The organism is Aurantimonas litoralis (assembly GCF_026153195.1).
GTDB classification, from domain to species: domain Bacteria; phylum Pseudomonadota; class Alphaproteobacteria; order Rhizobiales; family Rhizobiaceae; genus Aurantimonas; species Aurantimonas coralicida.
The window spans coordinates 40,631-64,230 of the sequence record NZ_JAPFBM010000001.1 but is presented as its reverse complement, the minus strand read 5'-3'; the positions used below and the strand labels follow the sequence as shown (position 1 = coordinate 64,230).

23 protein-coding genes and 1 other RNA gene are annotated in these 23,600 nt (G+C 68.3%); 17 read left to right on the top strand and 7 right to left on the bottom strand.

Annotated elements, in window-relative coordinates; all coding sequences use genetic code 11:
• Positions 1–3: 3 nt before the first annotated feature.
• The 3 genes from N7I30_RS00315 to N7I30_RS00305 form a co-directional block, all read right to left on the bottom strand.
• On the bottom strand, positions 4–1,107 hold the full coding sequence (locus N7I30_RS00315; RefSeq protein ID WP_498636019.1) for an AbrB family transcriptional regulator: 1,104 nt from the start codon (positions 1,105–1,107) through the stop codon (positions 4–6).
• 256 nt (positions 1,108–1,363) lie between these two features.
• A complete protein-coding gene (locus N7I30_RS00310) occupies positions 1,364–2,551 on the bottom strand; it encodes a lytic murein transglycosylase (protein WP_421462201.1) in 1,188 nt (395 codons plus the stop codon).
• A gap of 75 nt (positions 2,552–2,626) precedes the next feature.
• Positions 2,627–3,430, bottom strand: a complete 804-nt coding sequence (locus N7I30_RS00305) for a glycoside hydrolase family 25 protein (protein WP_024352016.1) — start codon at positions 3,428–3,430, stop codon at positions 2,627–2,629.
• A 312-nt stretch (positions 3,431–3,742) separates the two neighbouring features.
• Here N7I30_RS00305 and N7I30_RS00300 point away from each other — a divergent pair, with 312 nt between their 5' ends.
• The 3 genes from N7I30_RS00300 to N7I30_RS00290 all read left to right on the top strand — a co-directional run bounded on the left by N7I30_RS00300 (position 3,743) and on the right by N7I30_RS00290 (position 5,910).
• Positions 3,743–4,456, top strand: coding sequence for a J domain-containing protein (locus N7I30_RS00300; RefSeq protein WP_009210171.1), 714 nt, complete (start codon positions 3,743–3,745; stop codon positions 4,454–4,456).
• Positions 4,453–5,241, top strand: coding sequence for an N-acetylmuramoyl-L-alanine amidase (locus tag N7I30_RS00295; RefSeq protein WP_498636016.1), 789 nt, complete (start codon positions 4,453–4,455; stop codon positions 5,239–5,241). Before N7I30_RS00300 ends, N7I30_RS00295 begins: the two co-directional genes overlap by 4 nt.
• A 216-nt stretch (positions 5,242–5,457) precedes the next feature.
• Complete coding sequence (locus N7I30_RS00290) at positions 5,458–5,910, top strand: lytic transglycosylase domain-containing protein (protein WP_421462197.1); 453 nt, start codon at positions 5,458–5,460, stop codon at positions 5,908–5,910.
• Between the two features lie 100 nt (positions 5,911–6,010).
• Here the strand turns inward: N7I30_RS00290 and N7I30_RS00285 are convergent, their stop codons facing one another.
• The 3 genes from N7I30_RS00285 to N7I30_RS00275 all read right to left on the bottom strand — a co-directional run bounded on the left by N7I30_RS00285 (position 6,011) and on the right by N7I30_RS00275 (position 7,438).
• A complete protein-coding gene (locus N7I30_RS00285) occupies positions 6,011–6,499 on the bottom strand; it encodes a VOC family protein (RefSeq protein ID WP_187390545.1) in 489 nt (162 codons plus the stop codon).
• Positions 6,500–6,503: 4 nt separating this feature from the next.
• Entirely contained in the window at positions 6,504–6,854 is a 351-nt protein-coding gene (locus N7I30_RS00280; RefSeq protein ID WP_024352011.1) for a DUF1428 domain-containing protein, read from the bottom strand.
• 155 nt (positions 6,855–7,009) lie between these two features.
• Positions 7,010–7,438 carry a VOC family protein gene (locus N7I30_RS00275; protein ID WP_475363921.1) on the bottom strand — a complete coding sequence of 143 codons (429 nt, stop codon included), beginning with the start codon at positions 7,436–7,438 and terminating at the stop codon, positions 7,010–7,012.
• A 60-nt stretch (positions 7,439–7,498) separates the two neighbouring features.
• Here N7I30_RS00275 and N7I30_RS00270 point away from each other — a divergent pair, with 60 nt between their 5' ends.
• The 14 genes from N7I30_RS00270 to murB all read left to right on the top strand — a co-directional run bounded on the left by N7I30_RS00270 (position 7,499) and on the right by murB (position 23,259).
• A complete protein-coding gene (locus N7I30_RS00270) occupies positions 7,499–8,218 on the top strand; it encodes a winged helix-turn-helix transcriptional regulator (RefSeq protein WP_024352009.1) in 720 nt (239 codons plus the stop codon).
• A 68-nt stretch (positions 8,219–8,286) separates the two neighbouring features.
• Positions 8,287–8,725, top strand: an RNA gene (gene rnpB / locus N7I30_RS00265) — RNase P RNA component class A.
• 523 nt (positions 8,726–9,248) lie between these two features.
• A complete protein-coding gene (gene mraZ, locus N7I30_RS00260; RefSeq protein ID WP_024352008.1) occupies positions 9,249–9,710 on the top strand; it encodes a division/cell wall cluster transcriptional repressor MraZ in 462 nt (153 codons plus the stop codon).
• Positions 9,707–10,753: a 16S rRNA (cytosine(1402)-N(4))-methyltransferase RsmH gene (rsmH, locus tag N7I30_RS00255; protein ID WP_491390764.1), complete on the top strand. Its 1,047-nt coding sequence runs from the start codon at positions 9,707–9,709 to the stop codon at positions 10,751–10,753. Before mraZ ends, rsmH begins: the two co-directional genes overlap by 4 nt.
• Positions 10,754–10,758: 5 nt before the next feature.
• Complete coding sequence (gene ftsL, locus N7I30_RS00250; RefSeq protein WP_024352006.1) at positions 10,759–11,115, top strand: cell division protein FtsL; 357 nt, start codon at positions 10,759–10,761, stop codon at positions 11,113–11,115.
• A gap of 50 nt (positions 11,116–11,165) precedes the next feature.
• Positions 11,166–12,851 (top strand): peptidoglycan D,D-transpeptidase FtsI family protein, encoded by a 1,686-nt coding sequence (locus N7I30_RS00245; RefSeq protein ID WP_230784966.1) that lies wholly within the window; start codon positions 11,166–11,168, stop codon positions 12,849–12,851.
• 171 nt (positions 12,852–13,022) lie between these two features.
• Positions 13,023–14,471: a UDP-N-acetylmuramoyl-L-alanyl-D-glutamate--2,6-diaminopimelate ligase gene (locus tag N7I30_RS00240; RefSeq protein WP_498636013.1), complete on the top strand. Its 1,449-nt coding sequence runs from the start codon at positions 13,023–13,025 to the stop codon at positions 14,469–14,471.
• Positions 14,468–15,979 (top strand): UDP-N-acetylmuramoylalanyl-D-glutamyl-2,6-diaminopimelate--D-alanyl-D-alanine ligase, encoded by a 1,512-nt coding sequence (locus N7I30_RS00235; protein ID WP_491390762.1) that lies wholly within the window; start codon positions 14,468–14,470, stop codon positions 15,977–15,979. Before N7I30_RS00240 ends, N7I30_RS00235 begins: the two co-directional genes overlap by 4 nt.
• Entirely contained in the window at positions 15,979–17,061 is a 1,083-nt protein-coding gene (gene mraY / locus N7I30_RS00230; protein WP_491390761.1) for a phospho-N-acetylmuramoyl-pentapeptide-transferase, read from the top strand. The genes N7I30_RS00235 and mraY overlap by 1 nt, the downstream gene beginning before the upstream one ends.
• 3 nt (positions 17,062–17,064) lie before the next feature.
• Complete coding sequence (gene murD, locus N7I30_RS00225; RefSeq protein ID WP_491390760.1) at positions 17,065–18,477, top strand: UDP-N-acetylmuramoyl-L-alanine--D-glutamate ligase; 1,413 nt, start codon at positions 17,065–17,067, stop codon at positions 18,475–18,477.
• A 2-nt stretch (positions 18,478–18,479) separates the two neighbouring features.
• The gene (gene ftsW, locus N7I30_RS00220) at positions 18,480–19,637 is read left to right on the top strand and encodes a putative lipid II flippase FtsW (RefSeq protein ID WP_024352000.1); all 1,158 of its coding nucleotides are present in this window, start codon (positions 18,480–18,482) and stop codon (positions 19,635–19,637) included.
• Positions 19,638–19,740: 103 nt separating this feature from the next.
• A complete protein-coding gene (gene murG / locus N7I30_RS00215; protein WP_491390767.1) occupies positions 19,741–20,847 on the top strand; it encodes an undecaprenyldiphospho-muramoylpentapeptide beta-N-acetylglucosaminyltransferase in 1,107 nt (368 codons plus the stop codon).
• 28 nt (positions 20,848–20,875) lie between these two features.
• Positions 20,876–22,303, top strand: coding sequence for a UDP-N-acetylmuramate--L-alanine ligase (gene murC, locus N7I30_RS00210; protein WP_230784531.1), 1,428 nt, complete (start codon positions 20,876–20,878; stop codon positions 22,301–22,303).
• Complete coding sequence (murB, locus tag N7I30_RS00205) at positions 22,303–23,259, top strand: UDP-N-acetylmuramate dehydrogenase (RefSeq protein ID WP_230784530.1); 957 nt, start codon at positions 22,303–22,305, stop codon at positions 23,257–23,259. The genes murC and murB overlap by 1 nt, the downstream gene beginning before the upstream one ends.
• A gap of 53 nt (positions 23,260–23,312) precedes the next feature.
• Here murB and N7I30_RS00200 read toward each other — a convergent pair whose 3' ends face one another.
• Positions 23,313–23,510 (bottom strand): hypothetical protein, encoded by a 198-nt coding sequence (locus N7I30_RS00200; RefSeq protein ID WP_024351996.1) that lies wholly within the window; start codon positions 23,508–23,510, stop codon positions 23,313–23,315.
• Positions 23,511–23,600 lie beyond the last annotated feature (90 nt).

The following is a 23,600-nucleotide window of genomic DNA, read 5'->3' as shown; positions in this document are numbered from 1 at the left end:
AGTTCAGTCGCGCGCGCCGATGCGGCGGGCGACGAGGCGGGCGATCGGCGGGCCGGCGATCAGAACGATGACGAAGCGCACCGTTTGCAGCGCCATGACGAAGGGCAGATCGACATTGGTCGAGGCCGCGATGATGGCGATGGAATCCATGCCGCCGGGGCTGGTCGCCAGATAGGCGGTCACCGGATCGATGCCGAGCCAGACGTGCAGAAGCGCGGCGATGCCGCCGCAGAACGCCATCAGGAGGAGGATCGAGCCGACGATCTTGGGCAGCGCCTGCCAGGCATGGGCGAGGACGGCGCGGGTGAAGCCGAGGCCGATCTTCCAGCCGAGGATGCCGTAGCCGATGACCAGGAACCATTCTGGCAGCTGGAATTCAACGACGCCGGTGAGTGTGAGCGCGACGGCGATGGCCATGGGCAGCAGAAACGGACCGGCGGGTATCTTTAGAAAGCGGCCGACCAGAATGCCGAGGCCGACAAAGCCCAGCGTCGGGCCGAAATGCGACCAGTCGAGCGCCGGAAACCAGACGATCGCCGCGCCGACAGAGGCCGCGGCGTCGCCATTGGTCCAGAACCCCGCCATCAGCGCGGCAGCGAAGGCGACCAGGATCACCCGCAGATACTGCATGAAGCCAACGAGCCGGGCGTCCGCGCCGAAGGCTTCGGCCATGACCATCATCGCGGTGGCGGCGCCGGGCCAGGAGCCCCAGACCGCCGTCGTGCCGGGCAGGACGTGCCAGCGGCTCATCAGGCCGCCGAGCACGCCGCTGGCGGTCACCACGGCGAGGACGACGCCGACATAGAGCGGCCAGTCGCGCAGGAAGGTGGCGAGGATCTCCAGCGTGATGGACGAGGCGACGAGGCAGCCGATCGCCGCCTGGGCGCTGTGATAGGGCGCCCTGGGCACGGCGATGGTGGTGCCGAGCACCGCGATGACGATGGCGGCGATCATCGGCCCCAGCAGCATGGCGGCCGGCATGCCGACGAGTTCCAGCAGGCTGCCGATCAGGATCGAGAGCGCCAGCAGCGCCAGCCATTGCAGCGGCACCGGCATCCGGCTCGCCGCGCCGGCCGTCTCGACAGGCGGAACGGCGTCGTCCCTCACGCGCGGGGCCGCCGGGCTTGCCGGGCGCGCTGCCGATCCGCACCGGCCCCTGCGGGAGCGGTGGCTGGAAGAGCGGGGAGATCGGGTCGGGTCACGGGCGCATCCTGCCGCCCGCGCCGCCGGTCGTCGGTCCCGGCGCGGGCATCGATGGAGATAAGCCGTGCTTAGCGTCTTAGGCGCCGGATGGCGAGGGCGAGCCCGCCCATCGGCGATCCGGCGGGGCCCCGGCGGAGCGTTCGCCGGGGCGTCGTCGCTATCAGAGCGCGCGGAGGAGGTCTGGTGTCGGCCAGCCATCGGCGGGCAGGCCGAGGCGCATCTGCTCCTTGCGGACGGCGGCGCGGGTGTTCTCGCCGATGATGCCGTCGATGCCGCCGGTGTCGTAGCCGAGATCGGTCAGGCGCTGCTGCAGCCGCTTGGTTCCCTCGAGGTCGAGGCCCGGCTGCGGATTGCCCATGTCGACCGGCGGGGCACCGGCAAGGCGCGTCGAGAAATAGGCCGCGGTCAGGGAATAGACGAGCGACTTGTTCCACTTCAGGTACATGTCGAAATTCGGATAGGCAAGGAAGGCCGGGCCGCCGCGTCCCATCGGCAGGATCAGCGAGGCCGGCAGCTGGTCGGACGGCAGCGCCGATCCGTCGGCCTTCGTCACGCCGAGTTCGGCGAAATTGGCGCGCGGCTCCTTGTTGACCAAAGCGGCGCGATCCCACGGGAATTCCGACGGCACCTGCACGGCTTCGAGCCACGGCTCGCCGCCGCGCCAGCCGAGCGACTGAATGTATTTGCCGGTGGTGAACAGGACATCGGCGGCGTCCTGGCGCAGGTCGATCCGGCCATTGCCGTCGCCGTCGGTGCCGAATTCCAGATATTCCTCGGGCAGAAGCTGGGTCTGGCCGATCTCGCCGGCCCAGGCGCCCTTCATCTCGGACGGGGACAGATAGCCGCGATCGACGATCTCGATCGCCGCCAGGAGGTGCGGGCGGAAGAGTTCGGGACGGCGGCAATCATGGGCGAGGGTGGCCAGCGCCGCCAGCGTGTCGAAATTGCCGAGGACGGCACCGTAATCGGTTTCCAGCCCCCAGAAGGCGGCGATGACCGGGCCGGGTACGCCCGTCTCGGCTTCGATGCGCGACAGGACGCTGGCGTATTTCTGCAGGTTTTCCTTGCCCTGCTGCAGCCGGTAGCCATTGACCATGCGGGTGGCGAATTGCTGCCAGTCCTGGGCGAAGACGCCCTGGGCGCGATCGGCGGCGAGCACCTTCGGGTCCTGCCGCATGTCGGCTACGGCCGCCTCGATGGCGCCGGCCGACAGGCCCTTGGCCTCAGCCTCGGCGCGCACGCCCTGGAGGAATGCGCCGAAATCGCCGCCGCATTGCTGGGCCGCCGCGAGGCCGCTGCCGGACAGGAGAAGCGACAGGGTCAGGGCGAGACGGCTGGCAACGGGCATCGGCGAATTCCTCCAGAATGGGGCAAAGTGAATTTGACCCGCGCCTAGGCGATCATCATGGCGCTTTGAAGAAGGTCAACGCCGCATGCGCGCCTGCAGCCATTTCGCCCAATCGGCCCGCGAGCCGGCGAAGGCGTTGCGGTCGACCTCGCCGCGAATGCCCGGCACCGAACCGGTGGCGGTGTACTGCCAGAAGCGGAATTTGCGGTCTTCATAGACATTGTCGGGATGGTCGGCGACGGCGCGCACCCAGAATTCATGGCGCGGGAAGGCGGCCACCAGGCGTTCGCGATGCACGTCGATCGGCACGTAGAGGATCGGGCGCTGGCCGTAATGGCGCTCCAGCGCGTCGGACATCGCCATGACCTCGCGGATCAGGTCCTCGCGCGGCGGCCGCTTGGTGCAGGTCGGCGAGAAGGGCGTCCACTCGACGTCGATGACCGGGGGCAGGGCGCCCTTTTCGCGCGGGACATTGTCGATGAACCAGCGGGCCTGCTCGATGCCCGGCCGGCAATGGTACCAGAAGTGATAGGCGCCACGCGGCACGCCGGCTGCGCGCGCCTCGCGCCAGTTCTCGTGGAAACGGTCGTCGAGCCGGTCGCCGCCCTCGGTCGCCTTCAGGAAGGCAAAGGCGACGCCGCCCTGGCGGGCCGCGGTCCAGTCGATGTCGCCCTGGTACTTGGCCACGTCGATGCCGTGGATCGGGTATTCGTGCGAGGCCTCGACCGTCATGTCGGACAGGCCGAGCTCGGCGACGCTGAGCGCCGTGGAGCGGCAGCCGGCGAGCGCCAGAACCAGCGCCATGCCGGCCATGGCCAGGTGGCGTCCGGTGCGGCGGCGCGCGGCGGGGGAGGAATTGGTCTCGTGGCGGTCGCGCATCGGGTCACTCGAATTTAAAAGAAGGAAGGTCGCCGCACGGCCCGGATCGCACGCAAGGGTCCCGCATCGGCGACGGCGGACGGTCTGCGCCGCTCTCCCATTGATCACGCCTGGCTGGAACGGGGCTGGCGAAGAGATGCGAAATTCCGGCGCAGGCGCGAAACCAACGGGCGATGGCGTCGTTTGGCACGGGCCGGCGCGATTTTGCGGCGGTGACGGGCTGTTCGCAGGCGTTCGGCGCCCGTCGGTTTGCGTCGCAGCGAACGATCGCAGATAATCTCGATTCGACAACATGGCCGGCGGGGCGGCGCGATGAACATTCTGACGAGCCTCAACACGCTGCTGCAGGGCATACCCGCCGGCAGCCGCGCGACGCTGGACGCCATCTTCGAAAGCATCCGTGCGATCTTCGGCGGCGATCGCGACACGCGCAAGCGCGTCGCCTTCGGCGTCGCCGTGATCGCCCTGTCCGCCAAGATGGCCAAGGCCGACGGCATCGTCTCGCCGCGCGAGGTGACGGCGTTCCAGGAGATCCTCGAGATCCCGCCGGAGGAACTGCGCAACGTCTTCCGTCTCTACGACATCGCCAAGCAGGACATTGCCGGCTTCGACACCTATGCGATGCGGCTGAAGGGCCTGTGCCGGGAGGAAGGCGAGACCTGCGAGCTTCTGACCGACGTTCTCGACGGGCTGTTCCACATCGCCAAGGCTGACGGGCTGGTGCATGAGCGCGAGCTGGAGTTCCTGGCCGAGGTCGCCCGCATCTTCGGTCTGAGCGAGACCGAGTTCACCGACGTGAAGAACCGGCACATTCTGGGACCCAGCAATCCCTATGCGGTGCTCGGGCTCGACCCGGACGCCGCACCGTCCGAGACCCGGGCCCGCTATCTGACGCTGGTGCGCGAGAACCATCCCGACCGGCTGGCCGCCCGCGGCGTGCCCGACGAGTTCATGTTCATCGCCACCGAGCGGATGAAGGCGATCAACAACGCCTACAGCCAGATTGCAGGAAAGACCGCGGCGTGATTCCAGACCATGCCGGCGTCGACGAGATCTGTCCGTCGCCGAACCATACCGAACGCCGCGACGGGCTGCGGCCGGACATGCTGATCCTGCACTATACCGGCATGGGCACCGGGGAGGCGGCCATGCGCTGGCTCTGCGCCCCCGAGAGCGAGGTGTCCTGCCACTATCTCGTCCATGAGGACGGGCGGATCGTGCAGATGGTGCCGGAGGAAAAGCGCGCCTGGCATGCGGGAGCGGGGAGCTGGCGCGGCCGTGACGACATCAATTCGCGCTCCATCGGCATCGAGATCGTCAATGTCGGGCACGGCAACGGCTATCCCGATTTCCCGCCCGTGCAGATCGATGCGGTGACGCGATTGTGTGCCGATTGTGTCGCGCGGTGGGCGATCCGGCCCGAATTCGTGCTGGCGCACTCCGACGTTGCTCCCGCGCGAAAGTCCGATCCCGGCGAAAAGTTCCCCTGGCTTCAACTTTTTTCCGCCGGCATCGGCCACGCGGTGGATCCGGCGCCTTTGCGGGGTGGACGCTATTTCGGCCTCGGCGATCGGGGCGAGCCGGTCGCCGCCTATCAGTCGCTGCTGGCGGCCTATGGCTACGGCTTGCCGTGCGACGGAACCTTCGACGACGCAACGCGTCAGGCGACCGTCGCCTTCCAGCGGCATTTCCGCCAGGAGCGGGTCGACGGCATCGCCGACGCCTCGACGATCGAAACCCTGCACCGGCTCCTGACCAGCCTGCCGCGGTCGCCCTTCGACCCCGATGAAAGCGCAACCACAGGCGCGTGACTCACGGTGTTTGTTACACCCTGAAATGTTGCGTGATCGCTTCGTCACAATCCCGATGATTTTGCGCCGCACACAGCGGTCCTTCGCAACTGCGGTGCGCCGCTTTCGAGGGAAATAGCGCCGGCCCTGCAAGGGGATGGCCGGCATCGATCACTTGGGGTTTTTATGTACAGACTGACTGCCGTGGCTCTCGCCGCGACGCTTGCATTCGGCCATATGACGACTGCTTTCGCCAACGACACGACATCCGAGATCACGTCCGCCACGCAGGTCGCAGCGCTCGAGCGCTTCGCCGACCGGCCGTTCGCGACGATCATCGCCAAGGAAGCCGCCGCCCATGGCGTGCCGCTGAACCTGGCGCATGCGGTCATCAACATCGAGAGCAGCTACCGCTCGTCGGTCACCGGCGCGGCGGGCGAAGTCGGGCTGATGCAGATCAAGCCGGCGACGGCGCGCGGCATGGGCTATCGCGGCAGCACCAAGGCGCTCTACGACCCGGCCACCAACATCAAATGGGGCATGCGCTACCTGGCCGGCGCCGTGCAGCGCGGCGGTGGCACCACCTGCGGCACGATCCTGAAGTACAATGCCGGTCACTACGCCAAGCGGATGAACCCGATTTCGCAGCGCTATTGCTCGAAGGTCAAGCGCGAGCTCGCCCAGGCCTGATCGGCCCTCCCATGCGATGGAAGCGGCCGCGAGGGGGTTGCGGCCGCTTCCATCGGGATCGCGGCGGGCAGAGGGGTGACAATGCCCGCCCGCGCTCCCGTCAGGCCTCGCCTCGATATGCGGCTTCGAGGGACGCCAGGTCCAGCTTCACCATACCCATCATCGCCTGCATGACGCGGGCGGCCCGCGCCTTGTCCGGGTCGTGGGTCATTCGCTTGAGGGCGGCCGGGACGATCTGCCAGGACAGGCCGAACCGGTCGGTGATCCAGCCGCATTGCTGCACCGTGCCGCCGTCGAGGAAGCGCTCCCAGAAGGCGTCGATCTCGGCCTGGTCGGCGCAGGACACGAACAGCGACACCGCCGGCGTGATCTTGAAGCTCGATCCGCCGTTCAGCGCGATGAAGTCCTGTCCGGCCAGCGTGAAGCCGATGGTCAGGACGCTGCCCTCCCGGTCGGGGAAGGCTTCGCCATAGAGCAGCGTGTCGCCGAGCGAGGCGGTCTGGCCGCAGGCGCGGAACGTCTCGACGTAGAAGCGCGCCGCCGCCTCGGCCTCGGTGTCGAACCAGAGGCAGGGGGAAATCTTCGACATGGGCTCAGCTGTCCAGAATGACCTGGAAGCCGCCGAAGATCATCCGCTTGCCGTCGAAGGGCATGTCGCCGCCCGGCTGCATGCGCGGATCCTCCATCACCCGTTTCATGCCGGCGTCGCGGGTCGCCTTGTCCGGCCAGGTGATCCAGGAGAAGACGACGACCTCGCCCTCCTCGGCCTGCACCGCGCGGCGAAAGTCGGTGACCTTGCCGTCGGGCACGTCGTCGCCCCAGCATTCGACCATGCGCAGGGCGCCGAACTCCTTGAACAGCGGCGCGAACTTCACCGCCATCTCGCGATAGGCGTCCTTGTTGGCGGCGGGGACCGGCACCACGAATCCATCGACATATTCCATGCGTTCCTCCTTCGTTGCGGGCTGTCTGCGCTGCGGCAGGGCGAGGGTCGCCGTGCCGGGGGCCGGATGGCCGCGACGGTGTCCGGTTCGCGCCGATGCCGCGGCGGGCGAGGGGCAGCGCGCCGGGCCGAGCCGGCGATCCGCCCGGCGGCGTGTCAGGCCGTCGCCATCTCGCTGTCGGCCGGAACCGCGGCCGGATCCATCCAGGAGATTTCCCAGATGTGACCGTCGGGATCCTCGAAACTGCGCATGTACATGAAGCCGTGATCCTGGCTGGGCGTCGGGTCGGCGACGCCGCCGGCCGCGCCCGCCCATCCAACCACCGCATCCACCGTCTCGCGACTGTCCACCGTCGTGCAGAGCAGCACCTCGGTGGTGGCGTGCGCGTCGGCGATCGGCTTGCGGGTGAAGTCGGCGAAGCGGGCATGGGTCAGGATCATCACGTGGATGGTCTCCGAAAACACCATGCAGGCGGCCGTCTCGTTGGAGTATTGCGGATTTCGCACGGCGCCGACGGCCTCGTAGAAGGCAATGGCGCGGGGCAGGTCGGCCACGGGCAGATTGACGAATATCAGGCGGGACATGAACACCTCTCGCGATCTCGTATTTGCGATTGATGACCCATCACGTTATAAAAGACAACAATGAAGTTAGAAAAAATAACCAAGAATCCTGACACCCGCCAGCGCCGTCGTTATGAAGATGCCTGTGCCGCGGCCCACGCCATGGACCTGCTCGGCGAGCGCTGGGCGCTGCTCGTTGTGCGCGAGCTGATGTGGGGGCCGCGCCGCTTCTCCGATCTGCGGTCCGCCCTGCCGGGGCTCAGCGCCAATGTCCTCACCCAGCGACTGGAAGGGCTGGAGGCGGCGGGCGTGCTGTTGCGGCGAAAGCTGCCGCCGCCGGCGGCCTCGCAGGTCTACGAGCTCACCGAATGGGGCTATGAGTGCGAGCCGATCTTCCAGGCGCTGGGGCGCTGGGCGGTGCGCTCGCCGGCGCACGATCCGGCGATGCCGTTCAGCGCGTCTTCGCTTATGCTGTCGCTGCGCACCATGTTCGATCCCGAAAAGGCCGACGGCTTTGCCGCGCGGCTCGGCTTCGTCGTCGGCGACCAGAGCTTCCTCGCCCATGTCGCGGACGGCCGGATCGAGATCGCCGCCGAAACGCCGGATACGGCGGACGTGGTCCTGGCCGCCGAGCCGCCGGTCATCGCAGGCGCGGTCTACGGCAAGGTGCCGCTGGCGGCGCTGGAGGCCGACGGCGCGCTAACCCTCACCGGCGACCGGGCCATTGCCGAGCGCTTTGTGGCGCTGTTCGCGCTGCCGTCCAAGGCCGAGGCGAAGCTGGCCGCTACGGCACCGGAATGAGCAGGCTTCGCGCGGCCGATGACGATTAGGCGTTGACTTCGCCGGCCGTGCGGAACACGTAGCGGGCGCCAGCCGGCTGGACGGCCGCTCCCGTCACATGTCGAAAGACGGCGGGGGAGGAAAGTCCGGGCTCCACGGAGAAACGGTGCCGGATAACGTCCGGCGGGAGTGATCCCAGGGAAAGTGCCACAGAAAACAGACCGCCCCGCCTGCAGTGCGGCTTGCGCGACGAAGCGCGACGGAGCCGCAGTGCTGGCGGGGTAAGGGTGAAACGGTGGGGTAAGAGCCCACCGCGTCTCTGGCAACAGCGACGGCACGGCAAACCCCACCGGGAGCAAGACCGAATAGGAACGACGTGGTCGGTCCGTCGCAAGACGGATCGCCAGCCCTCTCCGGGCCGGTCGTTCGGGTAGGTTGCTAGAGGCGGCCCGCAAGGGTCGTCCCAGAGGAATGGTCGTCCGGCGGTCATGCCGCTGACAGAACCCGGCTTACAGGCCGGCTGGCACTTTCATTTCCCACATCGGGCGCGTCGCCGCGATCGGCCGATTGTCCCAGTCGGCTGTCAGTCGAAGGCGTCCCGGCAGATATTTCTGTTCGGCCATGGGCTGGCGTCCCCTCGCGCCGCAAGCGCCCCGAATTCCTATGGAATTTCCGTTCCGTCAGCCGGCAGTCGGAGGTCTTGCTGCGCCTGAACTCCTGGCCGCCAAGAAACCTTGGAATGTTTGGAAAACGTCAATGTTAATAGGCCGTTAACGGCTGGGTGCTAGACCGTCTTGGAAGGCCGTGCGCCGCCTTCGTGTGGGGCCATCCCATTGACGACCAAGAGTGCCCATGATATTCCATAAGCCATCATTCAGGGGCCGGTCGGGGCTCCGTTTCAGGCAGAAAACGATGCGCTTCGGGCTGTCCGGGGCGGGCAAGAGTTGCCGCAAGTCGGGCAGCGCCATGGGGATGGTGCGCCAGTCGCACGGCAGGCAGGCGGGGGCCTTGATGAGATGGGAATCTGTCGCGACGGGCAGCGCTGCGGCTGATGGACTGGTTCCTCTCCAACTACGTCAACAACATCGACTCCAAGGGTCGGGTGTCCGTGCCGGCCTCGTTCCGGCAGGTGATCGCCGCGCGTGGAATTCGCGACCTGTTCGCCATGCGCAGCCTCTCGCTGCCGGTGATGGAAGTGGGCGGGCCGGATCTGCTGGAGCGCTTCGAGCGCCAGATGGATACCCAGGATCCGTTCAGCGAGGCCTATCAGGACCTTGCGCTGTTCGCCTACGGCGACGGCGCGTATCTGAAATTCGATGCGGAGGGGCGGATCGTGGTGACGGACTTCATCCGCTCGCATACCGGCATCACGGACAAGGTCGCCTTCGTGGGAACGCGCAAATACTTCCAGCTCTGGGAGCCGGCGCGGTTCGAGGCGGCACGCAGCGAGGCACGGGCACGGCTCCTGGCGACATCGCCGGGCGGCAAGGCTTCTGCGGGAGCACCGGAATGACGGCGGGTCACGACGGGATCGACGATCCCGTGGTTGGCGGACCGGCTCGCCACATCCCGGTGCTTCTCGCAGAAGTGCTCGAGGCGCTCGCACCGAAGCCGGGCGAGATCATCGTCGACGGCACCTTCGGGGCCGGCGGCTATACGCGCGTTATCCTCGAGGCCGGCGCCGATGTCATCGCCATTGATCGCGACCCCGCGGCCATCGCGACGGCGCGTGAGCTGGCCAAGGGCTTTGACGGTCGGCTGACGCCGGTCGAGGGGCGCTTCGGCGACCTGCAGCGCATCGTCGAGACCCAGGCCGAGGCCGCCGGTGGTCGCGTCGACGGCATCGTCCTCGATGTCGGCGTCTCCTCCATGCAGCTCGACGAGGCCGAGCGCGGCTTTTCCTTCCAGAAGGACGGTCCGCTCGACATGCGCATGAGCGGCGCCGGCCCGAGCGCCGCCGATGTCGTCAACCGCCTGAAGGTCGGCGACCTTCTGCGGATCATCGGCATTCTCGGCGAGGAAAAGCAGGCGGGCCGGGTCGCCCGGGCCATCGAGGCGCGCCGTCTCGAGCACCCCTTCACGCGGACCCTCGACCTCGCCGGCGTCATCGGCAAGGTCGTCGGGCGTGGCCCCAAGGACAAGATCGATCCGGCGACGCGTAGCTTCCAGGGGCTGCGCATCTTCGTCAATGACGAGCTCGGCGAACTCGCCCGGGCGCTGGTGGCGGCCGAGCGGGTGCTGAAGCCCGGCGGCCGGCTGGTGATCGTCAGCTTCCACTCGCTGGAAGACCGCATCGTCAAGCGCTTCCTGCGCGACCGGTCCTCGCCGCCGTCGGGCTCGCGCCATCTGCCGGACGTGGCGCCGGCCACCCGGACCTTCGAGGCGTGCAACCGCGCCGTCGGCGCGACCGATACCGAGGCGGAGCGCAATCCCCGCGCCCGCTCGGCCAAGCTGCGCGCCGGCATCCGCACCGCCGAGCCGGCCCGTCAGGACGCCGACGAGCTCGGCTTTGCCGGACTGCCGTCGCTCGCCGATCTCCCAGATACCGGAGTTTGAGTACCATGTTGAAAACTCTCGATATCGTCTTGATTGCAGTCATGATTTCTGCGGCAGCCTGGACCTACAAGATCAAGCATGAGGCCGAGACGCTGGAGACCGAGGTCGCCAAGGTCGAGCGCCGCATCGCGCTGGAGCGCGAGACGATCTCGCTTCTGGAGGCCGACTGGAGCCTGCTCGACCAGCCGAACCGGCTGCAGCGCATTGCCAATGTCTTCCAGGACGAGCTGCAGCTGCAGCCCATGCGTCCCGACCAGATCGTGCGGCCCGACGAGCTGCCCCGGCGTCCGGTGAACCTCGTGCCCGAAACCGGCGGCAATCTCGGCGGCTATGCCGACAGCTCTGACACGGTGGTGCGGTGATGCGAGTCCCCAATCCGTTCAAGCGCAAGAAGCCCGTCGCCGCCGGCACCATGCTGCCGGACTGCGATCATTTCGGCCGGCCGCGCCGCCATCGCGGCGGCCCGAAGAACCGCAGCCGCTTCGTCATCGCCATGGGCCTGTTCGTCGGCATCTACGGCGTCATCGGCGGCCGCCTCGTCATGTGGGGCGTCGCGCCGACCGAAAGCGCCGCGGCCTATGGCGCCGCCGACAAGATCATGTCGGACCGGCCGGACCTCCTCGACCGCAATGGCGAGGTGCTGGCCACCGACATCAAGACCGCCTCGCTCTTCGCCGAGCCGCGCCGCATCATCGATCCGGACGAGGCGAGCGAGCTGCTGCTCGGCGTCATGCCGGATCTCGACCCGAAATGGCTCTATCGCCGTCTCGCCAGCAATGCCGGCTTCGTCTGGCTGCGCCGCGAGCTGACGCCGGGCCAGCAGCAGGCCGTCCTCGATCTCGGCATTCCGGGCATCGGCTTCCGCACCGAGAAGCGGCGCTTCTATCCGGGCGGCACCACGGCGGGCTTCATTGTCGGACATACCAATGTCGACAATCAGGGCACTGCCGGCATGGAGAAATACATCGACGACCAGGGCTACCGCGCCCTGCAGGATGCGGGCCTTGCCGTCGGCACCGATCTGGAGCCGGTGAAGCTGTCGCTCGACCTGCGCGTCCAGCACATCGTGCGTGACGAACTGGCCGCCGCCATGGCGCGCTACAAGGCTATCGCCGCGGGCGGTGTCGTGCTCGACGTCCACACCGGCGAGGTCGTCGCCATGACCTCGCTGCCGGATTACGATCCGAACCAGCCGAGCCAGGCGCTGGACAAGGACCGCATGAACCGCATGTCGGCGGGCCTGTTCGAGATGGGTTCGACCTTCAAGGCCTTCACCACGGCGATGGCGCTGGATTCCGGCAAGGTGAAGATCACCGACAGCTTCGACGCGACGCGGCCGATCCGCATGGGCGGCTTCACCATTTCCGACTTCCACGGCAAGCGCCGGGTGCTCAGCGTGCCCGAGGTCTTCATCTATTCCTCGAATATCGGCAGCGCCAAGGAAGCCGAGGCCGTCGGCATCGAGGGGCACCAGGAATTCCTGACCCGCGTCGGCCTGTTGTCGCGCATGAAGACCGAGCTGCCGGAAGTCGCCACGCCGACCCAGCCGAAGGTCTGGAAGCAGATCAACTCGGTGACCATCTCCTTCGGTCACGGCGTGTCCACGACGCCGCTGAACACCGCCGTCGCCGCCGCCGCGCTGATGAACGGCGGCAAGCTGATCCCGCCGACCTTCCTGCCGCGCAGCCGCGCCGAGGCCGAGGCCGTCGCCACGCGGGTCCTCAGCGAGAAGACCAGTGACGAGATGCGCTATCTCTTCCGCCTGAACGTCGCCGACCAGCGCGGCTCGGGCAACAAGGCCGACGTCACCGGCTACCGCGTCGGCGGCAAGACCGGCACGGCAAACAAGGTGGTCAACGGGCGCTATTCCGACACCAAGAAGTTCAACGCCTTCCTGTCGGCCTTCCCGATGGACAATCCGCGCTATGTCGTCCTCGTCGTCATCGACGAGCCCCAGCCGGAGGATGGCCAGTATTACGCCACCGCCGGCATGAACGCCGCGCCGACCGTCGGCAACATCATCCGGCGTTCGGCGACCCTCCTGGGCGTGCGGCCCGAGTTCGGCGAAGAGGGCAAGTCGCTGCTGGTCTCCTACTAGACCGGGGATCGCCTGCGACGGCCGGGACCGCTGCCGCAGGAAAGCCACAGCCGGACCGAAGCGTCGGGCCGCAGCGAGATGTGCGCTTCACCGGACGGGCGCTTGCCTATAGAAGACCGACGGGCCGGCGGGCGATGCGCCGGCTTTTCGGTCCAGCTCGGAACATGGTTAATGAAGCTTTCCCAACTCGCTGAGGATCTTGCCACGGGGCAGACGACGTCCGATCCGGACATCGCCGGCCTGTGCGTCGACTCGCGCGAGACCGGTGCCGGCTTCCTGTTCGCGGCCCTGGCCGGCAGCCGTGCCGACGGGGCGCGCTTCGTCGCCGATGCCGAGGCACGCGGTGCCGCCGCGATCCTCGCCGGCGAGGGGGCCGCGATCGACACCACGCTGCCCGTCCTGCGCGCCGCCGATCCGCGCCGGGCGATCGCCTTGATGGCCGCGCGCTTCCACGCCGCCCAGCCGGAGCATGTCGTCGCCATCACCGGGACGGCCGGCAAGACCTCCATCGCCACCTTCACCCGCCAGATCTGGGCGCGCTGCGGCCTCGCCGCCGCCTCGGTCGGCACCACCGGCGTCGTCTCGCCGAGCCGCGACGAATATGGCTCGCTGACGACCCCCGATCCGATTGCCCTGATGCGGCTGATGGCGGAACTGGCCGGCGAGGGTGTCACCCATGCGGCCATGGAGGCGTCGAGCCACGGCATCGACCAGCGCCGGCTCGACGGCGTGCGGCTGGCGGCGGCGGCCTTCAGCAATCTCGGCCACGACCATCTCGATTATCACCCCGACATCGAATCCTATTTCGCCGCCAAGATGCGGCTGTTCACAACGCTGCTGCCGAAGGGCGCGCCGGCGGTGATCTTCGCCGACGACCGCTGGTCGGGCCGCGCCATCGAAGTGGCGACGAGCGTTGGCGCCAAGGTGATGACCGTCGGTCGCGGCGGCAATTTCCTGGCGCTGAAGCGGCTCGAACTGGAGCGCCAGCGCCAGATCGCCGAGATCGAGGCCGAGGGCCGCATCCACCGGGTCGTGCTGCCGCTGGCCGGCGAATTCCAGATGGCCAATGCCCTCGTTGCCGCCGGTCTCGCCATCGCGACCGGGGTTGCGACCGCCGACGCGCTGGCCGCGCTGGAGCATCTGAAGGGCGCCGCCGGACGGCTCGACCTTGCCGGCACGACGGCGGACGGCGCGCCAATCTTCGTCGACTATGCCCACAAGCCCGAGGCGCTGGAGAACGTGCTGGCGGCCGTGCGCCCGTTCACGACGGGCCGCGTCCTCGTGGTGATCGGCTGCGGCGGCGACCGCGACCGGGCCAAGCGGCCGATGATGGGCGAGATCGCCGCGCGCCTCGCCGACATCGTCATCGTCACCGACGACAATCCCCGCTCCGAGGAGCCCGCGGCGATCCGCGCCGAGATCATGGCCGCCGCCAACGGCGCCCGCGAGATCGGCGACCGCCGGGCCGCGATCCGCGAGGCGGTGGCCAGTGCGCGCACCGGCGACACCGTGGTGATCGCCGGCAAGGGCCACGAGGTCGGCCAGACGGTCGCCGGCATCACCCATCATTTCAGCGACCATGAAGAGGTCCGCGCAGCACTCACGGAGGCGGCCCGATGAACGAAGCACTGTGGGACGTCGACGCCATGGCGGCGGCGATGCATGCCCGTCCGCTCGGCGATCTGCCGGCGACGATCTCCGGCATCTCCATCGACACGCGGACCCTGGAAACGGGCGACGCCTTCTTCGCCATCCAGGGCGACCGCTTCGACGGCCATGACTTCCTGACCGCCGCGACCAAGGCGGGGGCGGCGCTGCATGTCGTCTCCGAGCAGAAGCTGCCGGCGCTCGGCCGGGTGCAGTCGCCGCTGCTGATCGTCGACGACGTGCTGAAGGCGATGTCGCGGCTGGCCGAAGCCGCGCGGGCGCGCTCCAAGGCGACCATCGTCGCCGTGACCGGCAGCGTCGGCAAGACCACCACCAAGGAGGCCCTGCGCCATGGCCTGGCCGCCGAGGGCAAGGTCCATGCGAGCGCCGCCTCCTTCAACAATCACTGGGGCGTGCCGCTGAGCCTCGCCCGCCTACCGCGCGACGCCCGCTTCGCGATCTTCGAGATCGGCATGAACCATCCCGGCGAGATCCGGCCGCTGGTCAAGCTGGTGCGGCCGCATCTGGCGATCATCACCCTGATCGCGCCGGCCCATCTCGGCCATTTCCGCGACCTCGACGAGATCGCCGAGGCCAAGGCCGAGATCTTCGAGGGGCTGGTCAGCGACGGCACCGCCATCCTCAACGCCGACGATCCGCAATGCGGCCCGCTGGCGACCATGGCCCGCAAGGCCGGCGTCACCGAAATCCGCACCTTCGGCGAAAGCGCCGGCGCGGACTTCCGGCTCCTGTCCTTCGCGCCGACCGGCGAGCATTCGGTGATGGAAGCCGAGATCGGCGGCGACACGGTGCGCGTCGAGCTGACCTCCCGCGGCCGCCACATGGCGCAGAACGTCCTCGCCGTCCTCGGCGCGGCGTCGCTGGCCCATGCCGACCTTCACCGGGTCGCCGACGCGCTGAAGGACTGGCGTGCCGTCAAGGGCCGCGGCGGGCGCGACCTCCTGCCGATGCCGGCCGGCGGCCATGTCGAGCTGATCGACGAGAGCTACAACGCCAACCCGGCCTCCATGCGCGCCGCGCTCGACGTTTTGGGCGCCGCGCAGCCGGGCGAGGGCGGTCGCCGCATCGCCGTCCTCGGCGACATGCTGGAACTCGGCGACAAGGCCCCGGGCCTGCATGCCGGCCTCGTCGACCCCATCGAGGCGGCCGGCGTCGACCTGGTCTTCCTGGCCGGCGACGAGATGAAGGCGCTCGACGACGTGCTGGAATCGCGCGTGCGCCGCGAATGGCACGAGAATGCCGGCGAATTGCTGGACAGCCTCCTGAAGACCATGCGCACCGGCGACGTCGTCATGGTCAAGGCGTCCAAGAGCATCGGCTTCTCGCCGCTGGTCGACAGGCTTCTCGCCCTCTATCCGCCCAAGGCGGCCGAAACCGACGCGCCGGAGACCTCCTCCCGCGACGCCATGTCCCCGGCCGAGCCGCCGGCGGACGATACAGACCCAGCGGGAGCCGCTTAATGATTGCCTATCTCGGCCAGTTCGGTGCCGATTTCCCGCTCTTCAACGTTTTCCGGTACATCACCTTCCGCACCGGCGCGGCGATGATCACCGGCTTCCTCGTCGTCTTCCTGTTCGGCCCCGTCGTCATCGCCAATCTGCGCCTGCGCCAGGGTCGCGGCCAGCCGATCCGCGCCGACGGACCGCAGACCCATTTCAAGAAGGCCGGCACGCCGACCATGGGCGGCCTGATGATGCTGACCGGCTTCCTGACGGCGACGCTGCTGTGGGCGGACCTACGCAATCTCTATGTCTGGACGGTGCTGCTGGTGACGCTCGGCTTCGGCTCGATCGGCTTCTACGACGACTATCTCAAGGTAACAAAGCAGAGCGACAAGGGCTTTTCCGGCAAGATGCGGTTGGCGCTGGAGTTCCTGATCGCCGGCGTCGCGGCGGTGCTGATCATCTATGCGGGCACTGGCGATTTCGCGACCTCGCTGGCGTTTCCTTTCGTCAAGGAAATCCTCCTCAATCTCGGCTGGTTCTATGTCGGCTTCGCCGCCTTCGTCGTCGTCGGCGCGGCCAATGCCGTGAACCTGACCGACGGTCTCGACGGCCTGGCGATCGTGCCGATCATGATCGCCGCCGGCGCCTTCGGCCTGATCGCCTATGTCGCCGGCAATGTGAACTTCGCCAACTACCTGCAGATCCACTATGTCGCCGGCACCGGCGAGCTGGCGCCGATCTGCGGCGCGGTGATCGGCGCGGGACTCGGCTTCCTGTGGTTTAATGCTCCGCCGGCTGCCATCTTCATGGGCGACACCGGCTCGCTGGCGCTGGGCGGCATGACCGGCACGGTTGCCGTCGCCACCAAGCACGAGATCGTCCTCGCCATCATCGGCGGCCTGTTCGTCATCGAGGCGCTGTCGGTGATCATCCAGGTCGGTTGGTTCAAGCTGACCGGGCGGCGGGTCTTCCTGATGGCGCCCATCCACCACCATTTCGAAAAGCTCGGCTGGACCGAGAGCCAGGTCGTGATCCGCTTCTGGATCATCGCCTTCATGCTAGCCTTCGTCGGCCTGTCGACCCTGAAGCTGAGGTAAGTGATGATCCCGGCGCGCGCATTCTCTGGCAAGTCGGTGGCGCTGTTCGGGCTGGGGGGCTCGGGCCGGGCGACCGCACGCGCCTTGCAGGAGGGCGGCGCCGAGGTTGCGGCATGGGACGACAACCCGGCCAGCGTCGAGGCGGCGATCGCCGAGGGCATCCCGACCGTCGATCTGGCCTCGGTGGATTGGTCGCACTTTGCCGCGCTGGTGCTGTCGCCGGGCGTGCCGCTGACCCATCCGCGGCCGCACTGGACTGTCGCTCTGGCCTATGCGGCCGACGTCGAAGTGATCGGCGACATCGAACTGTTCTGCCGCGAGCGCCGGGCGCTGGCGCCCGAGGCGCCCTTCGTCGCCATCACCGGCACCAACGGCAAGTCGACGACGACGGCGCTGATTGCCCATTGCCTTGCCCATGCCGGGCGCGACGTGCAGCTTGGCGGCAATATCGGCGTCGCGGTGATGACCCTCGCGCCGCCGGCGCTCGAGCGCCACTACGTCGTCGAGTGCTCGTCCTACCAGATCGACCTCGCGCCGACGATCGAGCCGTCCATCGGGCTGCTGCTCAACCTGACGCCGGACCATCTCGACCGCCACGGCTCGATGAGCAGCTACGCCGCCGTCAAGGCACGTCTGGTGGCGGGCTCGCAGCTTGCCATCGTCGGCGTCGACGATCCCCATTGCCGCCAGATCGCCGACGAACTGGAATCGGAAGGCCACACGGTCGTTCGCATCTCGCAGACTGACGGGCTCGATGCCGGCGTCGGCTTCGACGGCCGGGTGCTGCACCGGCGCATGGACGGCCGTCCCGAGGCGAGCTTCGACCTGTCCGCCATCGGCTCGCTGCGCGGCCGCCACAACGGCCAGAACGCCGCCGCGGCGGTCGCCGTCTTTACCGCGCTCGGCCTGTCCGACGAGGAGATCGTCGCCGGCCTCGAGAGCTTCCCCGGCCTGGCGCATCGCATGGAAGAGGTCGGCCGGGCCGGCCCCGTGCTGTTCGTCAACGATTCCAAGGCGACCAATGCCGAGGCGGCGGCGCCCGCGCTGGCGGCCTTCCCGCGCATCCACTGGATCGCCGGCGGCCTGCCCAAGGAGGGCGGCATCGGTTCGCTGTCGCCGTTCTTCCCGCGGATCGCCAAGGCCTATCTGATCGGCGAGGCGGCGCCGTCCTTCGCCGCGACGCTTGGTAAACGAATTCCTTACGAAATTTCCGGTACGCTGGCGGTCGCGGTGGAACGCGCGGCGGCCGATGCGGCAGCGGACGCGGCAGCGCAGGGCGAGGGGGCGGAGGCGGTCGTCCTCCTGTCGCCGGCCTGTGCCAGCTTCGACCAGTTTCGCAATTTCGAGGTTCGGGGCGATGCCTTCCGCGACGCGGTACGCAAGCTGCCGGACATGGCGATGATCCGGAAGGGATGACGATGACGAGCCGGATCAAGCGTGGTGTGATCAGTGACTGGTGGTGGGGCGTCGATCGCTGGTTCCTGGCGGCGTTCCTGACGCTGCTGGTCGGCGGCCTGGTCTTGTCCTTCGCGGCCAGCCCGCCCGTCGCCGAGCGCATCGGGCTCGAACCCTTCCACTTCGTCAAGCGGCACGCGGTCTTCCTGATCCCGTCGGCGCTGGTGATGTTCGCCTGTTCGCTGCTCAGCCCGCGCGGCGTGCGCCGCACCGCGCTGATCATGCTCGCCGTCTCCATGGCGCTGATGGTGATGGCGCTGTTCTTCGGCACCGAGATCAAGGGCGCCCGCCGCTGGATCGACCTTGGCCCGCTCAACCTGCAGCCGTCGGAATTCATGAAGCCCGCCTTCGTGGTGATCTGCGCCTGGCTGTTCGCCGAGAACCAGCGCCGCGCCGAGATCCCCGGCAATCTGTTTGCGCTGATCCTGCTGCTGGTGGCGGTGGCGCTGCTGGTCGCCCAGCCCGATCTCGGCCAGACGATCCTGGTCGCCGGCGCCTGGGGCGGGCTGTTCTTCATGGCCGGCCTGTCCTGGCTGTGGATCGCCGTTCTCGGCGGCATCGGCGCCGGTGGCGCGCTTTTGGCCTATCTCGCCTTCCCGCATGTGGCGAGCCGCATCGACCGCTTCCTCACCGGCGAGGGCGACACCTTCCAGACCGACACCGCCCGCGAGGCGATCATGCGCGGCGGCTGGCTGGGGCAGGGGCCGGGCGAGGGCACCGTCAAGCGGATGCTGCCCGACAGCCACACCGACTTCGCCTTCTCCGTGCTGGCCGAGGAATTCGGCATCGTCACCTGCGCGCTGCTGGCGGCGATCTTCGCCTTCATCGTGATCCGCGGCCTGCAGGTGGCGCTGGTCCAGCGCGACGTCTTCAACCGGCTGGCGATCGCCGGGCTCGTCCTGCTGTTCGGCCTGCAGTCGATCATCAACATGGCGGTGAACCTGCAGCTGATGCCGGCCAAGGGCATGACGCTGCCCTTCATCTCCTACGGTGGCTCGTCGATGCTGGCCGTGGCGGTGTCTGCCGGCTTCATCCTGGCGCTGACCCGCCGGCGCCCCGAGAACCGCTCGCATACCGACCGGCTTCTGGAGCGGACCTGGCAGATGCACAGCCCCGCCTGACACGGCTTCGGCCATACAAACGCCGCCGTGCCCTGAGAGGCCGTCGGAGCATGACAGCCCGTCGCGGCGCGCGCTTGCGTCCGGCGGCCCGCATGGATATCGCCTGACCATGACCACGATCCTGCTTTCCGCCGGCGGCACGGGCGGCCATCTGTTTCCGGCCGAGGCGCTGGCGCACGAACTCGTCGCGCGCGGCCACGACGTCCATCTCGTCACCGACGACCGCGCCGGCCGCTTCGCCGACCGGTTTCCGGTCAAGGAGATCCACCGCGTCCGCTCGGCGACCTTCGCCTCGAAGAACCCGGTCAAGGTCTTCTCGGCGCTGTGGACCCTGTGGCGCGGCTTCCGCGAGGCCGGCGCGCTGATCCGCGAGATCCGCCCGGCGGTGGTCGTCGGCTTCGGCGGCTATCCGACCGTGCCGCCGCTGATGGCGGCGCAGCGCGCCGGACGCCCCACCATGATCCACGAGCAGAACGCGGTGATGGGCCGGGCGAACAAGTTCCTGGCGCCGCGGGTCGACCGCATCGCCGCCGGCATCCCGCAGGGCAAGGCCGATCCGGCCATCGTCAGCAAGATCACCGTCACCGGCAATCCGGTGCGCCCGGCGGTGATCCTCGCGGCGCGCCAGGCCTACAGGCCGGCCGAGGCGGACGCGCCGTTCAACCTCGTCGTCTTCGGCGGCAGCCAGGGCGCCCAGTTCTTCTCGCAGGTCATGCCCAAGGCGATCGCCCATCTGCCCGAGGCGCTGCGCCGGCGGCTGGTCGTCACCCAGCAGGCCCGGGCCGAGGACGAGGAGACCGTGCGCCGCTTCTACGAAGCCGAGGGCATTCCCGCGACGGTCGCGCCGTTCTTCTCCGACATGGCCGAGCGGATCGGCGCGGCGCATCTGGTGATCAGCCGCTCCGGCGCCTCGACGGTGTCGGAAATCGCGGTGGTCGGACGGCCGGCGATCCTCGTGCCCTATCCCTATGCACTCGACCACGACCAGGCCGCCAATGCGGCGCGGCTGGAGGCCGAGGGCGGGGCGCTGGTCGAGCCGCAGGCGCAGCTGACGCCAGAACGCCTCGCCGGGCTGATCGCCGGCATCGCCGACGACCCGGCCAAGGCCGCGGCGATGGCCGCGGCGGCGCGTGCGACGGGGATACCGGATGCGGCGGAGTTGCTTGCTGACCTTGTTGAGTCTATGCCGCAGGCCGTGAAACCAAGCTGAACACATATGAAATCAGGGGGATGCGGTCATGAAGATGCCGCCGAACATCGGACCGGTCCACTTTATCGGGATCGGCGGCATCGGGATGAGCGGCATCGCCGAGGTGCTGGTCAATCTCGGCTATAACGTCCAGGGCTCCGACCAGGGCGAGAACGCCAATGTCCAGCGCCTGCGCGAACTGGGCGTGAAGATCTTCGTCGGCCATTCCGCCGAAAATCTCGGCCAGGCAGAGGTCGTCGTCGTCTCCACCGCGATCAAGCGCAGCAATCCCGAGCTCGCCGCCGCCCGCGAGCGGCTGCTGCCGATCGTGCGCCGCGCCGAGATGCTGGCCGAGCTGATGCGCTTCCGCCATGCCATCGCCATCGGCGGCACCCATGGCAAGACGACGACCACCTCGATGGTCGCGACCCTCTTGGATGCCGGCGATCTCGACCCGACCGTGGTCAATGGCGGCATCATCAACGCCTATGGCACCAACGCCCGCATGGGCGAGGGCGAGTGGATGGTCGTCGAGGCCGACGAATCCGACGGCACCTTCCTGAAGCTGCCGGCCGATATCGCCGTCGTGACCAATATCGATCCCGAGCATCTCGACCATTACGGCACCTTCGACAAGGTTCGCGAGGCGTTCTGCGCCTTCGTCGAGAACGTGCCCTTCTACGGCTTCGGCGTGATGTGCCTCGACCACCCGGAAGTGCAGGCGCTGGTCTCGCGCATCGAGGATCGCCGCATCATCACCTATGGCGAGAATCTGCAGGCCGACGTACGCTTTGAGAATGTCAGCTTCACCGCCGGCAAGTCGCATTTCGACATCTCGATCCGCGACCGGGTGAAGGGCACGACCGAGCGCATCGACGGCCTCGTCCTGCCGATGCCGGGCCGCCACAACGTCTCCAACGCCACCGCCGCGATCGCCGTCGCGCACCGCCTGAACATCTCGGGCGACGCCATTCGCAAGGGCCTCGCCGGCTTCGGCGGCGTCAAGCGGCGCTTCACCCTGACCGGCGTCGTCGGCGAGGTCGCCATCTACGACGATTACGGCCACCATCCGGTGGAGATCCGGGCCGCGCTGTCGGCGGCGCGCTCGTCGGCCAGCGGCCGGGTCATCGCGGTGGTCCAGCCGCACCGCTACAGCCGTCTGCAGGCGCTGTTCGCCGATTTCGCCGCCTGCTTCAACGACGCTGACACGGTGATCATCGCGCCGGTCTATGCGGCCGGTGAGGAGCCGATCGACTTCGTCAGCTCCGAGATCCTGGTCGAGCGGCTGAAGCTCGGCGGTCATCGCGACGCGCGCCTGATCGACGGGCCGGAAGAACTCGCCCCGCTGATCCATAATCTGGCCGAGCCCGGCGACATGGTGGTCTGCCTCGGCGCCGGCTCGATCTCGCAATGGGCATATGCGCTGCCGAAGGATCTGGAAGCGCTGGCCGCCGGCAACGGCCGGGCCTCGGCCTGATGGCGGGTACGAATCTGCTGGCCTTCCTCGGCGGCAGGCTGGAGGCGGTCCGGGGACGGCTGACGCCGGATGCCGGCATGGACAAGATCACCTGGTTCCGCGCCGGCGGTCCGGCCGAATTGTTGTTCCAGCCGGCCGACGAGGCGGATCTGGCGACCTTCCTGGCGGCGCTGCCCGAGGAGATCCCGGTGCTGGTCGTCGGGATCGGCTCGAACCTCCTGGTGCGCGACGGCGGCGTGCCGGGCGTGGTGATCCGCCTGTCCGCCAAGGGCTTCGGCCAGGTCGAGCGCATCGGCGAGCGCACCCTGCGCGCCGGCACCGCGCTGCCCGACAAGCGGCTGGCCGCGGCGGCGCTCGAGGCGGGGCTTGGCGGCTTTCATTTCTACCACGGCATTCCCGGCGCCATCGGCGGCGCCCTGCGCATGAATGCCGGGGCCAACGGCGTCGAGACCTGCGAACGGGTCGTCGAGGTGCGGGCGCTGGATCGCAAGGGTGCGGTGCATGTCCTCACCAAAGAGGAGATGGGCTACGCCTATCGCCATTCGGCGGCATCGCGCGACCTGATCTTCACCTCGGCGGTCTTCGAGGGCTATCCGGCCGGGGAGGCCGAGATCCGCGCGAAGATGGACGAGGTCCAGCATCACCGTGAGACGGTGCAGCCGATCCGCGAGAAGACCGGCGGCTCGACCTTCAAGAACCCGGCCGGCACTTCCGCCTGGAAGGAAGTCGACAAGGCCGGCTGCCGCGGGCTTCGCGTCGGCGGTGCGCATATGTCCGAGCTGCACTGCAACTTCATGATCAACGACGCGTCGGCCACGGCCTACGATCTGGAGTGCCTCGGCGAGACGGTGCGCGCCCGGGTGCTGGAGAATTCGGGCATCCGGCTCGAATGGGAGATCAAGCGGCTCGGCCGCTTCCGCGACGGCGCCGTGGTGGAGCCGTTTCTCGGCAACTGACGCCCACGTGCCAGTTCAGTGCGCCGCGCGGGCTTTCGATCTTTCGCGGCGTCTCAGTTGAAGCGCATGGCCACGCCCCGGCGGGCCGATTCCTTCATCAGGGCGAGCATCAGATCGCCGTCCCCGCGGCGGTCGGTATCACCCCTGGCGATGGCGATCTGCCTTGCGGCGTCGGCCAGCGTCAGCACCGTCCGCTCCTGCTTGGCGCGGATCACGACTTCCTCTACGGCATCATGCAGATCGTTCGACATCGCATGTCTCCTGACGGTCACGACCATGGAGATGATCGACAATTCGTTAACGGACCGGCTGTCTGCGAACGCAAATTGAACAGAACCCCA

Bases quoted from the DNA above. Each gene is read 5' to 3' on its own strand.
- N7I30_RS00310 (WP_421462201.1), bottom strand. From the start codon at position 2,551: ATGCCCGTTGCCAGCCGTCTCGCCCTGACCCTGTCGCTTCTCCTGTCC.
- N7I30_RS00305 (WP_024352016.1), bottom strand. From the start codon at position 3,430: ATGCGCGACCGCCACGAGACCAATTCCTCCCCCGCCGCGCGCCGCCGC.
- N7I30_RS00300 (WP_009210171.1), top strand. From the start codon at position 3,743: ATGAACATTCTGACGAGCCTCAACACGCTGCTGCAGGGCATACCCGCC.
- N7I30_RS00290 (WP_421462197.1), top strand. From the start codon at position 5,458: ATGACGACTGCTTTCGCCAACGACACGACATCCGAGATCACGTCCGCC.
- N7I30_RS00285 (WP_187390545.1), bottom strand. From the start codon at position 6,499: ATGTCGAAGATTTCCCCCTGCCTCTGGTTCGACACCGAGGCCGAGGCG.
- N7I30_RS00280 (WP_024352011.1), bottom strand. From the start codon at position 6,854: ATGGAATATGTCGATGGATTCGTGGTGCCGGTCCCCGCCGCCAACAAG.
- N7I30_RS00275 (WP_475363921.1), bottom strand. From the start codon at position 7,438: ATGTCCCGCCTGATATTCGTCAATCTGCCCGTGGCCGACCTGCCCCGC.
- N7I30_RS00270 (WP_024352009.1), top strand. From the start codon at position 7,499: ATGAAGTTAGAAAAAATAACCAAGAATCCTGACACCCGCCAGCGCCGT.
- mraZ (WP_024352008.1), top strand. From the start codon at position 9,249: ATGGACTGGTTCCTCTCCAACTACGTCAACAACATCGACTCCAAGGGT.
- rsmH (WP_491390764.1), top strand. From the start codon at position 9,707: ATGACGGCGGGTCACGACGGGATCGACGATCCCGTGGTTGGCGGACCG.
- ftsL (WP_024352006.1), top strand. From the start codon at position 10,759: ATGTTGAAAACTCTCGATATCGTCTTGATTGCAGTCATGATTTCTGCG.
- N7I30_RS00245 (WP_230784966.1), top strand. From the start codon at position 11,166: ATGCTGCCGGACTGCGATCATTTCGGCCGGCCGCGCCGCCATCGCGGC.
- N7I30_RS00240 (WP_498636013.1), top strand. From the start codon at position 13,023: ATGAAGCTTTCCCAACTCGCTGAGGATCTTGCCACGGGGCAGACGACG.
- N7I30_RS00235 (WP_491390762.1), top strand. From the start codon at position 14,468: ATGAACGAAGCACTGTGGGACGTCGACGCCATGGCGGCGGCGATGCAT.
- mraY (WP_491390761.1), top strand. From the start codon at position 15,979: ATGATTGCCTATCTCGGCCAGTTCGGTGCCGATTTCCCGCTCTTCAAC.
- murD (WP_491390760.1), top strand. From the start codon at position 17,065: ATGATCCCGGCGCGCGCATTCTCTGGCAAGTCGGTGGCGCTGTTCGGG.
- ftsW (WP_024352000.1), top strand. From the start codon at position 18,480: ATGACGAGCCGGATCAAGCGTGGTGTGATCAGTGACTGGTGGTGGGGC.
- murC (WP_230784531.1), top strand. From the start codon at position 20,876: ATGAAGATGCCGCCGAACATCGGACCGGTCCACTTTATCGGGATCGGC.
- murB (WP_230784530.1), top strand. From the start codon at position 22,303: ATGGCGGGTACGAATCTGCTGGCCTTCCTCGGCGGCAGGCTGGAGGCG.
- N7I30_RS00200 (WP_024351996.1), bottom strand. From the start codon at position 23,510: ATGTCGAACGATCTGCATGATGCCGTAGAGGAAGTCGTGATCCGCGCC.